This window comes from Lactiplantibacillus daowaiensis (genome assembly GCF_005405085.1).
Classification (GTDB): Bacteria; Bacillota; Bacilli; order Lactobacillales; family Lactobacillaceae; genus Lactiplantibacillus; species Lactiplantibacillus daowaiensis.
In genome coordinates this window covers 183,859-195,829 of record NZ_BJDJ01000001.1, presented here as the reverse complement: position 1 = coordinate 195,829, position 11,971 = coordinate 183,859, and the positions used below count along the sequence as shown (strand labels likewise).

General features: G+C 44.4%; 14 protein-coding genes. 8 read left to right on the top strand and 6 right to left on the bottom strand.

Annotation, left to right across the window (positions count from 1 at the left end; all coding sequences use genetic code 11):
• Positions 1–145: 145 nt before the first annotated feature.
• The 5 genes from FFM75_RS00970 (at position 146) to FFM75_RS00950 (ending at position 3,883) form a co-directional block, all read left to right on the top strand.
• Entirely contained in the window at positions 146–769 is a 624-nt protein-coding gene (locus tag FFM75_RS00970) for a histidine phosphatase family protein (RefSeq protein ID WP_137627321.1), read from the top strand.
• Positions 770–783: 14 nt separating this feature from the next.
• Positions 784–1,404, top strand: coding sequence for a GyrI-like domain-containing protein (locus FFM75_RS00965; RefSeq protein ID WP_137627320.1), 621 nt, complete (start codon positions 784–786; stop codon positions 1,402–1,404).
• A gap of 253 nt (positions 1,405–1,657) precedes the next feature.
• Positions 1,658–2,650 (top strand): aldo/keto reductase, encoded by a 993-nt coding sequence (locus FFM75_RS00960; RefSeq protein ID WP_137627319.1) that lies wholly within the window; start codon positions 1,658–1,660, stop codon positions 2,648–2,650.
• A 244-nt stretch (positions 2,651–2,894) separates the two neighbouring features.
• Positions 2,895–3,539, top strand: a complete 645-nt coding sequence (locus tag FFM75_RS00955) for an NAD(P)H-binding protein (RefSeq protein WP_137627318.1) — start codon at positions 2,895–2,897, stop codon at positions 3,537–3,539.
• A 122-nt stretch (positions 3,540–3,661) separates the two neighbouring features.
• A complete protein-coding gene (locus FFM75_RS00950) occupies positions 3,662–3,883 on the top strand; it encodes a hypothetical protein (RefSeq protein ID WP_137627317.1) in 222 nt (73 codons plus the stop codon).
• Between the two features lie 35 nt (positions 3,884–3,918).
• Here the strand turns inward: FFM75_RS00950 and FFM75_RS00945 are convergent, their stop codons facing one another.
• Positions 3,919–4,269 carry an iron chaperone gene (locus tag FFM75_RS00945; protein WP_137627316.1) on the bottom strand — a complete coding sequence of 117 codons (351 nt, stop codon included), beginning with the start codon at positions 4,267–4,269 and terminating at the stop codon, positions 3,919–3,921.
• Positions 4,256–5,137: an NFACT RNA binding domain-containing protein gene (locus FFM75_RS00940; protein ID WP_137627315.1), complete on the bottom strand. Its 882-nt coding sequence runs from the start codon at positions 5,135–5,137 to the stop codon at positions 4,256–4,258. The genes FFM75_RS00945 and FFM75_RS00940 overlap by 14 nt, the downstream gene beginning before the upstream one ends.
• 110 nt (positions 5,138–5,247) lie before the next feature.
• Here FFM75_RS00940 and FFM75_RS00935 point away from each other — a divergent pair, with 110 nt between their 5' ends.
• Entirely contained in the window at positions 5,248–6,432 is a 1,185-nt protein-coding gene (locus FFM75_RS00935; RefSeq protein ID WP_137627314.1) for an acetate/propionate family kinase, read from the top strand.
• A 135-nt stretch (positions 6,433–6,567) separates the two neighbouring features.
• Positions 6,568–6,762, top strand: a complete 195-nt coding sequence (locus tag FFM75_RS00930; protein WP_137627313.1) for a small multidrug resistance protein — start codon at positions 6,568–6,570, stop codon at positions 6,760–6,762.
• A 53-nt stretch (positions 6,763–6,815) separates the two neighbouring features.
• Here the strand turns inward: FFM75_RS00930 and FFM75_RS00925 are convergent, their stop codons facing one another.
• Entirely contained in the window at positions 6,816–7,709 is an 894-nt protein-coding gene (locus FFM75_RS00925) for a LysR family transcriptional regulator (protein ID WP_137627312.1), read from the bottom strand.
• Positions 7,710–7,835: 126 nt separating this feature from the next.
• Here FFM75_RS00925 and FFM75_RS00920 point away from each other — a divergent pair, with 126 nt between their 5' ends.
• Entirely contained in the window at positions 7,836–9,674 is a 1,839-nt protein-coding gene (locus FFM75_RS00920; protein WP_137627311.1) for an FAD-dependent oxidoreductase, read from the top strand.
• A gap of 56 nt (positions 9,675–9,730) precedes the next feature.
• On the opposite strand, the gene uhpT is transcribed toward FFM75_RS00920, so the two are convergent.
• From uhpT to FFM75_RS00905, 3 genes are all read right to left on the bottom strand, one after another.
• Entirely contained in the window at positions 9,731–11,119 is a 1,389-nt protein-coding gene (uhpT, locus tag FFM75_RS00915) for a hexose-6-phosphate:phosphate antiporter (RefSeq protein WP_137627310.1), read from the bottom strand.
• A gap of 77 nt (positions 11,120–11,196) precedes the next feature.
• Positions 11,197–11,550, bottom strand: a complete 354-nt coding sequence (gene crcB, locus FFM75_RS00910; RefSeq protein WP_137627309.1) for a fluoride efflux transporter CrcB — start codon at positions 11,548–11,550, stop codon at positions 11,197–11,199.
• A gap of 1 nt (position 11,551) precedes the next feature.
• Positions 11,552–11,935 carry a fluoride efflux transporter FluC gene (locus FFM75_RS00905; RefSeq protein ID WP_137627308.1) on the bottom strand — a complete coding sequence of 128 codons (384 nt, stop codon included), beginning with the start codon at positions 11,933–11,935 and terminating at the stop codon, positions 11,552–11,554.
• Positions 11,936–11,971 lie beyond the last annotated feature (36 nt).

Below are 11,971 nucleotides of genomic sequence, written 5' to 3'. Positions count from 1 at the left end.
ACCAAGTTGGCTTGTGTTTGTCAATACAGTAATATTAGAAAATCTATGGCATAATTAAAATTAACCAAACTGTTTTAACGGTAACCTAATGATTTATTTTGAGCCGATCCAACAAAAAAATTTCGCAATAAGGAGTAATTTTAACATGACAACTTTTTACATCGTGCGCCATGGTCAGACGACAGCAAATGCGCAAAACTTAAAGCAAGGCACGATCAATACTGCTATCACGCAGTTGAATGCGGTTGGGCAACAACAAGCCCAAGCACTGCATGCGGTATTTGATATTAGTTTTGCGGACCGCTTGATTTGTAGTCCTTTGGATCGCACTAAAGCGACGGCGGCTATTTTAAATCATGGTCGCGAATTACCCGTCACGACTGATGCCCGGTTACTAGAAATCTCTTATGGTCAATGGGATGGGCAACCAAACGATACCTTAAAAGCCAAATACCCGCAGTATTTTGATCCGGCGCTAAATGATGTGCTCCCAACATACGTGCAAGCGGCGACGGCTGGTGAAACCTTTGATCAGGTCATTGCCCGCGTCACTGATTTTTTGACGACTACAGCCGCCAAATATCCTGATGACCGCATCATCGTGGTGACGCATGGGTTTACCGTTAAAGCGATGGCCTTAGCGATCTTGCAACCACAAGATCCAATGAGCCTGCCGGAACCAGAAAACACGAGTGTCACGAAGCTAACGGTCGACGCGACGACTAAGCGTCATTATTTAAGTTACTACAATCGTCACAGCGGCTTTTAACGGGGGATTCCATGATGAAATACGAATGGCGTAAGCAAGATAAGGCGTTATATTTACCCAAAGCAGTTGCAACACCGGTGCAAGTGCCAACATTTAATTACTACACAATCAGTGGTCAAGGTGATCCAAATGATCAAGAATTTGGTGACCGGACGGCTGCGTTATATGCGGCGGCCTATGGCATCCGGATGATGCCTAAAAGCGGGGTGACGCCAGCTGGGTATTATGAATATACGGTCTTTCCCCTTGAAGGAATTTGGACGTTGGATCCAGCGGCCGTTCGCGCGGATGGCCAGTTTGATAAAGCCGATTTACAGTATCAACTGATGTTACGGCAGCCAGCGTTTGTCACTGCCGACTTGGCTGCAAGAAATTTAGCTGCAGTTCAAGCAAAGAAGCCGAATCCCTACTTAGCCGATGTGCAGTTTGAAACGCTGACTGATGGGGCTTGTTTACAAATCTTGCATGTTGGTGCTTATGATGATGAACCCGCTAGCTTTCAAAAATTGGCGGTGTATGCGACCGAACATCAATTGACACGCCGGACGTTAGCGCATAAAGAAATTTATTTATCAGACCCACGGCGAACGCCAGTAGCTAAGCGTAAAACGGTCTTGCGCTGGTTGGTCGTTTGAATTTGGAACTTGACCAATCTAAAGCAGGGATTACAATGGTACTAATGCTAATTAAACCAGCAGTAAAACTTGGACTACGCTAGTCACTGTTGCTCTCGGGTCCAAGGTGTGACACAACGTTAGACTGCAACAGATAGAATGTCATAATTCTAGGTCTCCTAAGTAGAGCAATCCGCACCTTTCGTGAGGACTGCTCTTTTCGTTTGTACTATAATGAAACCGGAACCAAAAAAATGTAAAAAGGGTGACTTTGATGACTTATTCAGCAGCAGATACCCGCTACAATGATTTACCGATTCGGCGGGTCGGCCGAACTGGCTTACAATTACCAGCAGTTTCATTAGGCCTATGGCGTAACTTTGGCGACGAAGCGCCACTTGCCAATTCACGCGAAGTGGTCTTGGATGCGTTTGATCATGGGGTGTTTAGTTTTGATTTGGCTGATAACTATGGTCCTTCTAAAGGCTCGGCCGAATTAACCTTTGCACAAATCTTGAAAAGTGATTTGATGCCGTACCGGGATGAATTGGTGATTACGACCAAAGCCGGTTATCCAGCCTGGCCTGGGCCTTATGGGGCCTTTGGCTCACGCAAGACATTGATCAGTGCGCTTGATCGCAGTTTGAAGCGGATGAACTTAGATTATGTCGACATCTTTTATTCACATCGACCAGATCCAAACATCGACTTACAAGAAACGGCCCAAGCCTTGGACTTGCTCGTACGGCAAGGTAAGGCCTTGTATGTCGGTATTTCAAATTATGACCAAAAGCAAACGGCTGAAATGGTCAGTTATTTTGAAGATATGCAGACGCCATTTACGGTCAACCAATACTCTTATAACATGTTGAACCGGCAAGCTGAGGAAAATGGGCTATTGAAGTATCTGGGCAAGCATCATGCTGGTTTAGTGGCTTATGGTCCATTATCAGAAGGGTTGCTAACGGATCGTTATTTGAAAGGCATCCCCGCTGATTTTCCAATTCATCGGACGAATAAGTATTTGTTGGATAAAGGTACCGATGTGGTCGTTCAACAACTAAATGCCTTGAACGTTATCGCGCAACAACGCGGTCAAACCTTGGCACAGATGGCCTTAGCTTGGTTATTGCGGACAGATACGGTCGCCAGTGTCATCATTGGTACGACGAGTGTTGATCATTTGCACGCTGACTTAGCGGCGACGGATCAATTAGACTTTAGTGCCGATGAAATTGCGGCAATCGAGAAAATTTTAAACGTTTAAGTTAGCTTTTAAAAATTAACTCCGGCAATGACATTATCTCGTGTCATTGCCGGAGTTTTGTTTCGAGTTAGAAGTCTTCGAATGATTGACAATCAGCCAGTTAATTGAACCTACTGTTTGCCGCTAATCTAAGCTGGCGCGGTATTTGACCCAAGTTTTGACAACGCCTGAAACTAAATAATTGCCTTCGAGTAAGACGAACCTCGTATGCTAAGACCATCAACTTTTAAGGGGGATTTTCAAGATGACAAAAGCAATGATTATTGGTGCATACGGGGCGATGGCGCAATTGGTTACCGCACGTTTATTGGCCGAAACAGACCTGTCACTAGTCCTGTATTTACGCAATGCTGATCGGTTGGCAAGATATGCTGATAATGACCGGGTCACTTTAGTCGATGGCAGTGTGTTAGAGACCGACAAGTTGGCGCAAGCGATGGCCGATGTGACGGTCGTGTATTCTAATCTTGGTAACGGCGTGCATTTGGCTGAACAAACGGCGAGTGTGTTAAAAGCGATGCATCAAGCCGGTCAGTCGCGCCTAATCTATATCAGTGCATTAGGTGCGCATCATGAAGTCCCCGGTAAGTTTGGGGCTTGGAACGAGGCGATAATTGCTGGTGAGCTGGTTGGCTTCCGTCAAACGGCCAGTTTAGTTGCCGCCGATGATATCACTTATACCGAAATTCGGCCAGCCTGGTTGACGAATGACGCGCTGGTTGATTATGAAGTGACGACTTTAGCGGATGGGTTTAAAGGTACTGTCGTTTCACGGGCCAGTGTGGCCGACTTTGTGGTGAAAGTTATGCAGGACCCGACGACTTATCAACGTGTCAGTGTTGGTTTAGATCAGCCTGGGACTGACGGTGATCGGCCAAGTGGGTATTAAGTCGATAAATAGCCTGAAAATTCTAGCTTGGAATTTTCAGGCTATTTTCATTTAATTAAACGAACACACGTTCTAAAACTGTGCTATAATCAAGGTACTTATTTGCGATGAGGTGATCGAGGATGGAACAGTTGAAGACAATTGAAGCGTCGTTGTTACAAGCCTACGAGATGAATTGCGTGGTGCGCCTAACGCTGACCAATGGCTACCAGCCAAGTGGGCTAATTGCTGCGGTGAATGGGACGTCATTGTTGTTGAATCAAACCGCTGGCGTGGTTAATCAAATTAAAATCAACGAAGTAACCGAGATTACCTTCTTAAAAGAGAGTTGGTGGCAACGCTAAAACAACGCCGCAAGTTTAAGCTTGCGACGCTGTTTTTATGAGTAATAGTTAGCGTCGATTTCGCGTTGTCGAAATTGGGCAAGTTGATGAATAAGCGCCACTGGAACTGGTTGGTCTAAAGGCAATTGAATCGCGCCTTTACTAGTATGATAGGCCGTTAATTCAGCTTGCAACGCGCTAATGGCGCTGGGCGTTGGATACAGCCCAATGTGGTGTTTGAACAAGGCAAAGTGAATCACATTTTCATGCCAATAGAACGTTGGCATCTGGTATTTGAGTTGTTCTTCAGCCAATGGTAAGTCTGATTTGATGGTGTGATAAATCGTCGTTAGGGCTGATTGATAAGCAGCTGGTTGGGCATGAATATAACGTTCAATTGGCGTCATCACTAGGATCCTCCACGCGTAATTGTTGGACTAAAGTGGCATCTGGCCGGACGGTGATTGTCGCAGCTTTGCCAGTAAAGGTCACTAACCCGGACTTAGCGCCTTTAGGTTTGTGTAGTTGGCTGACTTTTAAGACATCGACGGGGACCCGGGGATACTTGCGGCCTTTGCTGTAATAGGCCGTTAAAACGGCGGCTTCTTGTAAGGTCTGTTCACTCGGATGGTTACTGTGGATGACGACGTGTGAGCCAGCGAGTTCACTGACATGCATCCAGTAATAATCTTTGCGTGCCGTCAACGTTAAGTGGTCGTTTTGATCACTATTTTTACCAACTTCGACTAAGACGTGGTCGGTGGTATAAAAGCGGCGAGGATGCGCCGGTTCTGGTTGCTTAGATGAGTGTAAAACATGGGTCTTTAAGGCACCTTCAGCAATCAGTTGTTGCTTAACAGCGGCGACTTGTTTAGGGTCTAAAGGTTGAAAGTCAGTCTGGCGTTTTAGCTGTTGGGCTAATTGTTGTTGGGCTTGATCCAAGTTGGCTTCAACGGTTTGTAAGCCGCGTTTATTTTTACGATAGTGATGAAAGTAAGCTTCGGCGTTCGCCATAATAGACTTGCTGGCGTCGAGTTGGATCGTTAAGGTTTGGTCTGGGTGACGATAATCTGGGAGTTCGACATAGTTATGGCGACCGTTGATTTGACTAGCATAGGTTTTCAACAAGGTCCCTTTAACTTGTAAATCAGAAAAATCATCAACGCGATTGACTGCGCGGGTTAAAGCATCGATTTGTTTACGTGTACGGAAAAGTTGTCGTTCGATAGCTTGACTAACGACGGTAACTTCCGCTAATTCAGCTTGAGTTGACATGATTAGCCGTCCTTTATTTTGATTAGTTAAGTTCTATTGTACCGCGCTGAAAATAATTCAGCACTTTTTCTGAAAATTCGGTATGCTATTAAGTGGGAGGATGATATCCGATGCAAAAAACATTGATCATTAACGCTGGGAGCTCATCGTTAAAATGGCAGTTATTCGAAATGCCAGCTGAAAACGTACTCGCCAGTGGTTTAGTTGAACGAATTAGTATGCCGGGCTCGATTTTTACCATCAAGTACGGTGATCATCAAAAATTTGAAACTACTGTTGATAATTTAGATCAGGCGCATGCCGCCCAAATGATGTTGGCTGAACTCCAACGTTTGGCAATTATTAAAGACTTAGCAGAAATTACCGCTGTCGCGCATCGCGTCGTTGCTGGGGGCGAGACCTTCAAGCACGCCGTTGAAGTCACGCCGACAGTCTTAGACCAAATCAAAGGGTTAAGTAGTTTTGCCCCATTACACAATCCCATGGAAGCCCAGGGGATTGCGACGATGGCCGAAACCTTACCAAATGTGAAGCAATATGCCGTTTTTGACAGTCAGTTCTTTACGGACTTGCCAGAAATGAATGCTATTTATAGCTTGCCGTATCAGTTAACGCAACAATACCACATTCGTCGCTATGGTGAACATGGTATTTCGCATGGTTACTTAACGGGGCGTGCGGCTGAATTATTACACCAACCAAAGGATACAGTTAACTTAGTCACGATGCATTTAGGTAGTGGTGCGTCATTGGCAGCGGTTAAAGATGGGAAAGCGTTCGATACGTCGATGGGCTTTACACCACTAACCGGTGTGACGATGGGCACTCGGGCTGGTGACGTTGATCCGTCAATCTTGCCATTCTTGATGACGCAATTGAAGATTACGGATCCTGATGAAATCATGATGATGTTGAACAACGAATCTGGGTTGTTAGGTGTTTCTGGTATCTCACCAGATATGCGAGAAATCAAAGCTCAAGAAAAGACGAATCCGCAAGCTAAATTAGCCGTGGAAATTTTCGTCAATCGCATCGTGAAGTATGCGGGGAGCTATTTAGCTGAATTACATGGGGCCGATGCCTTAATTTTTGCTGGTGGGATTGGCGAGCATAACGTCCAATTACGGCAACAAATCATTGACGAGTTAAGCATCTTTGGTGTGAAATTAGACGCTGATTTAAATGCGGCTGGTCAAGAAGGGGTCATCAGTAGCGCGGACTCAAAGATTAAAGTTTTATTGATTCCAACTAACGAAGAGTTGGCCATGGTCCGTCAAGTGGCCGCGATTCAGTAAGTTAAGCTTTTCGTAATTTCGAACGAATCATTACCGTGATTTCAGCGCTGCGTGCTACACTTACTGGCAAGAACGAAAGGTTCAACCAGCGGTCGCGACGACCGTAAGGAGGGAAGCTCGCAGACGAGCGGAGAAATGATCGGTTTATTGATTGCTTTAGTAATTGGACTTTGGTTACTCAAAGTTTTCTTTAGAATTGGTTTTAAATTGATTGGCTTGGCGTTTATGATTATCGTCGGCCTGTTCTTAATTCGAGTAGCATTGTGGATTGGGATTGCCGTCATCGCTATCGGTGGCTTGGCATTATTTGCCAGTCCGTTTAGTAATTAAGCCTAAAAGTAAAGCCGTAAATTCAGTTCATCAAAACTGGATTTACGGCTTTTTTATTGGCCAATAACTTTGGTGGCACAGCGAATGAAATCATTAAGGACGGGATTAGAATTGCTTTTCAGGATTGCCATTCCATAAGTGTAGGCGTGTTGTTTGGGATAAGTTAATGGAATGACCTTAAATTGCTTACTGTCTGGTAGGCTAGCTAGATTGACCATCACTGCGATACCTAGGCCACCTTGAACCATGGTATGACTTAGCATGACGGAGTCAGAGTACAGATATGTCGTGTCAGGACAAGTCCGCTTGATTATTTGTTGCAATGCGAATTGGCGTGGTGGACATTGATTGGCATTTAATACGATGACGCATTCACCGTTTAAGTCAGTAATGTCGATACTGTCTTTACGGGCGAGTGGATTATTATTGGGGACGATACAGGCGAAACGACCAGTAATTAATGGAATGAAATGGATGTTTTGGGTATCGGCAATACTATCTTGCATTGGAAAAGTCACATCGCATTCTTGGTTTATCAAGTGTTGTTTTAGTAAATTGTGATTAAAGTTTTCAAGAAAAATATGGGTCTCTGGATGCAGCTTATTAAATTCTGTTATAAGTTGTGGAAAACGCTGGATTTCATAATAGGTACTAGTATAACCAATGGAAATTGAGGCCGCTTTTCGTTCTTCAGCGTGACGGGCGTTTTCAACGGCGGCTTCTAATTTGATTAATAAGGGTTGAGCTTGCTCATAAAAAAGTTGGCCGCCTGTTGTAAGCTTGACCTGACGCTTGTTACGTTTAAATAGTTTGAAGCCCAGTTCGTTTTCTAACGAATTGATTGCCTGGGTAACCGCAGGCTGTGTAATATGGAGATTTTGCGAAGTCTGCGAAAAATTCAAAGTTTCGGCGAGATTCGTAAATAACTTTAGATGTTCGAGATTCATATAATCACCTGCTAACTTATAAGCTTTTGTTATTAATAATAACATTATTCAATTTTAAGGTAAGCTCTTTATGTGATAAATTTAACTTGTTGAAAAGTGTTAATAATTTTAGGAGGGCTTTTATTCATGACAAGTTTAAAATCAGGTGTTTATAAAGTTACTGCTGAAGGCTATGAAGGCAATACCACGGACTTAGAAATCGAAATTGCTGATAATCGAATTAAGCGGATTGTCGCTAAAAAAGACATAAAGCCAGGAAGTTTAGAAGAAGCGGTCTTCACACGACTACCACAAACGATTATTGACCAACAGACAGTTAGTGTCGATGCCTTAACCGGTGCTTCTTATTCAAGCAAGGGATTATTAGCGGCTGTTAAACAAATCATTGAAACCGCTGGTGGTCAAGTAACTGATTTTGAAAAGCCCGTTCAATCAGTTGTTAAAACTACAACTGACCGACCTGAAAATGCGAATAGTGATGCCAATGATTATGCAAGTTGGCGTGAGACACCAGCAGAAGTTGATCAAACCATTGACACAGACTTTTTAATCGTTGGGGCCGGGATTTCTGGACTAGCCGCGGCCGTTCAAGCAGCCTCAGAAGGTTTAAAAACGACAGTGATTGAGAAGAATGCTTTTGTTGCTGGTAATGGTGGTGGGGTTGAAGGTATCTTTGGCATCAATACAGATATGCAAAAAGCTGCCGGGATTCACGCCAATAAAGAAGAAATTATTGCCCGTGAACAAGAATTAGGCCAATATCGCGCGGACGGTTCATTCTGGGTGGATTTAGTTAACCATTCAGCTGAAAATATCGATTGGTTGCTTAAACAAGGTGTGCAATTAACAAATGTCGACGATTATCATGGTACATGTGCTTTTCCGACCTTCCATTGGTTTAAAGACGGGTTTGCTTCTGAAGGCTATGTGCCTTACATGAAACAACGTGCTGATGAATTAGGTGTTCAGTTTGTGTTAGAAACTAGTGCGACTAGCATCATCTACGATGGTAAGCGGGTCGCCGGTGTTTATGCGACTAATCCTAAAGGGACGCTGAAGATCAATGCTAAAGCAACCTTGCTAGCAACTGGTGGTGTCGGGCATAACGATAAATTGATTGCTAAGCAAGGTTGGCAGACTAAGAATTTACATTATTGTTCAATGCCAAGTAATACTGGCGATGGCTACATGATGGCAATGTCACTAGGCGCTAAAGACATGTTAACTGAATCACCAGAGTTTATGATGAATTACATCCAAGCATTACCACACGCCGGGGTACATCTCTATATTGATCCAATTAACGGTTTTATGTCGTTACCATCAGGTGGACCAGTGGTCTTTGTGAACCAAGATGGGGTGCGGTTAGTTAATGAAAATGTGAAAAAAGAAAACTTACTGTATCAACGAATGGCGATCGGCTCAACGAAGGTAACGTATGAGGTCTTTAACCAGGCGATTTATGATCAAATCACTAAGGATGTCGCTGGTGCTGATGATGTTTTAGCGGCAGCGGTTAAGACCAATGAGGGCGATTCTTTATATCAAGCAGATAACTTTGAAGACTTAGCTAAAGCAGTTGGGTTACCAGTTGCTGACTTTACGGCAACCATCAAGCGTTACAATCAGTTTGCCCACCAAGGTAAAGACGAAGAATTTAACAAAGAACCTGATATGCTAGTCGCTTTAGATGAAGGACCGTTCTACATTGCCCGCTTAGATCCGTCTAACTTGATTGGAATTGGTGGCGTTGGTTCTAATCGTAAGTTTGAAGTCATTAAAGATAATTTTGAAAAGATTCCGGGATTATATATTTCTGGGATGGATAGTACGATGCAGTATCGGAATGTTTATACAATCACATTAGGTGGCTCCGCATGCGCGCATAATGTAAATTCTGGTCGCCATGCAGCAATGAATGCTAAGGCATATATGGAACAGGAGTTAACGGTTTCTGAATCATAGTAAAAGTAAAGGTGCCACGATTAGCAAAAACTAGTCGTGACACCTTTTAATTTGGCTTATTTTTCAAGCTTTAATTGTTGGCGAATCCGTTTTTCTTCCCCAATCGCAATAATTGCCAGCATGATAATGCTTAAGACAACGGCGATATAAAAGACGATAAACGTATCGTTCCAACCATGTAAGGTCATTCCTAAAAATGACAACCCATTTGCTTTGGGATCGGCGATTGCGGCAAAGCCGACTTGCGCCATCAAGTCCCCAAAGATATAGGCAAAGGTCCCGGTTAACCCATCGGAAACATTTAACGCGTTTTTAGGCACGAAACTAATGACGGCCACCCCGATTAGGAGTTGTGGGCCATAGATCAACATACCTAAGAAGAACAATGAGGTATTGATCATCATCGGCGTCGTCCCGTAGCGGTAACCTAATACCACAAACGCAGTTAAAGCCAAGCAAATAATGGAAACTACTGCCCGCCGACCTTTTAAGACGTCGGAGAACCAACCCCAAACCACACTACCAATAATCCCACCAAGCTGGAAGAGTAATAGGGTGTTGGCCCCTTGTGCAACCGTAAAGTGGAGTTGTTGGACGGTATAAAGGGGTGCCCAGTTAACGATCCCAATGCGGACCACGTAGACGAAGACGTTGGCAATACATAACAACCAAACCCAGGGGCTCTTCATAACGAAGGTCTTAAAGATGTCCCATTTGCTCATACTAGAAGCGGTCTGGTCAGCAGAAGAAATGGTTTCACCAAAGATAACTTCACTGGCATCCCAACCAAGTTCTTGCGGGTCATCGGCGCCATAAAACAGTCCCCAAAATCCAATAATGAGACCAATAATAGCAGGAAAAATAAACATACCGCCGACGTTACCAGCAAATAAATGATTGGCACCCCAAAGCGCAATCACCCCAGCGACCGCACCACCAAATTCATGGGAGATATTCCAAATCCCGATGTAGCGCCCCCGAGTTGTGGTCGTTGTCCACCGTGAAATCGTGGACAGTGATGCGGAACCACCAGGTGACTGGAAGACCCCATTCAATGACCAGAGGACTAAAATCAGGCCAACTGGTGCGTGGTTCATGAGTAAGGCCACTCCGATGATCAACGTCATCAAAGCCGCTAAAATCAACAAGAAGGACATAAAACGCTTGGTGTTCTTCCCATCGACCACGTAACCAAGGACCGTTTTCCCAATCCCGTAAGCTAAGGAAAAGCCGTAACCAATCCAACCTAATTGTGTCGTCGAGATCCCATCTTTGACCAACAATGGTTGGGCAGCGGAGAGGTTATTGCGGATCAGGTACATACTGAAATAAACAAAGAAAACGACTAAAAATGCTTTCAGAAATTCCCGCAACCAACGTTGTCGTTGATCAGCAATGGAAAGTCCCAGCTTTTTAGGCCGTTTCAGGTCAAAATAATGCAACATAAACAACCCTTCTTAGAATGTAAAAATTTATCGACCAATTCCAGTATAGCACATTGCTGAAAACGGTTGCTTTGCTTTCAAAGAAGTGTTCCTAGCCAAACCATGATTAGCCCACCAATGAGACTTAGCCCTAAATAGCAACTGGCAGTTTTGTACCGCCCATTACGAGCTAACAAAATAATTTCGTTAATCATTGTGGAAAATGTCGTCAAGCCGCCCATAATGCCAGTGCCTAAGAACAATTGCCAAGCGGTGGGCAGCGAACTGGTCATGTCCCAACCGAGTAATAAAGCGCCCACAAGATTAATGCTTAACGTCGCGATTGGTAACGCAAACCGTTGATTTAGCGGTCGACTAGCCGCCATCACGCCGTAACGGGTCAACGCCCCTAAGGCGGCACCGCCACTAACGAGTCCGATTAAGCCCCACATGTTAAGCCGCCTCCTTTGGTAACCAATGTTGACTGAGTAAGTTGCCCGCTAAACCCGCTAAAAGGCCCAAACCTAAACTAGTGCCAACATAGGTTAACACGAGGCTAGTTTGACCTTGCTGCCAGAGCGTCAATGTCTCTAATGTAAAGGTCGAAAAAGTGGTGAAACTCCCAATCAAACCGACACTAAGCCCCGTGATAACAGCGTCACTAACAGGCAAGCGGGCGGGTAATAGCGTCGTGATCAAGCTCAGTAAGAAAGCCCCGGTCACGTTAATGATGACCGTGATCCAAAAGTGTTGTGGCCAACTGACCAGTAAGTTCAGTGCTTCGCGACTGCCGCCACCAATTGCGGCAAACAGGGCGATATAAAAGATTTTTTTCATGTTGTGGCCCCTTTGATTTCAGAAAATACTTTAATC

What these genes read in the sequence shown, in the direction of transcription:
- FFM75_RS00970 (WP_137627321.1), top strand. Translation starts at nt 146, where the DNA reads ATGACAACTTTTTACATCGTGCGCCATGGTCAGACGACAGCAAATGCG.
- FFM75_RS00965 (WP_137627320.1), top strand. Translation starts at nt 784, where the DNA reads ATGAAATACGAATGGCGTAAGCAAGATAAGGCGTTATATTTACCCAAA.
- FFM75_RS00960 (WP_137627319.1), top strand. Translation starts at nt 1,658, where the DNA reads ATGACTTATTCAGCAGCAGATACCCGCTACAATGATTTACCGATTCGG.
- FFM75_RS00955 (WP_137627318.1), top strand. Translation starts at nt 2,895, where the DNA reads ATGACAAAAGCAATGATTATTGGTGCATACGGGGCGATGGCGCAATTG.
- FFM75_RS00950 (WP_137627317.1), top strand. Translation starts at nt 3,662, where the DNA reads ATGGAACAGTTGAAGACAATTGAAGCGTCGTTGTTACAAGCCTACGAG.
- FFM75_RS00945 (WP_137627316.1), bottom strand. Translation starts at nt 4,269, where the DNA reads ATGACGCCAATTGAACGTTATATTCATGCCCAACCAGCTGCTTATCAA.
- FFM75_RS00940 (WP_137627315.1), bottom strand. Translation starts at nt 5,137, where the DNA reads ATGTCAACTCAAGCTGAATTAGCGGAAGTTACCGTCGTTAGTCAAGCT.
- FFM75_RS00935 (WP_137627314.1), top strand. Translation starts at nt 5,248, where the DNA reads ATGCAAAAAACATTGATCATTAACGCTGGGAGCTCATCGTTAAAATGG.
- FFM75_RS00930 (WP_137627313.1), top strand. Translation starts at nt 6,568, where the DNA reads ATGATCGGTTTATTGATTGCTTTAGTAATTGGACTTTGGTTACTCAAA.
- FFM75_RS00925 (WP_137627312.1), bottom strand. Translation starts at nt 7,709, where the DNA reads ATGAATCTCGAACATCTAAAGTTATTTACGAATCTCGCCGAAACTTTG.
- FFM75_RS00920 (WP_137627311.1), top strand. Translation starts at nt 7,836, where the DNA reads ATGACAAGTTTAAAATCAGGTGTTTATAAAGTTACTGCTGAAGGCTAT.
- uhpT (WP_137627310.1), bottom strand. Translation starts at nt 11,119, where the DNA reads ATGTTGCATTATTTTGACCTGAAACGGCCTAAAAAGCTGGGACTTTCC.
- crcB (WP_137627309.1), bottom strand. Translation starts at nt 11,550, where the DNA reads ATGTGGGGCTTAATCGGACTCGTTAGTGGCGGTGCCGCCTTAGGGGCG.
- FFM75_RS00905 (WP_137627308.1), bottom strand. Translation starts at nt 11,935, where the DNA reads ATGAAAAAAATCTTTTATATCGCCCTGTTTGCCGCAATTGGTGGCGGC.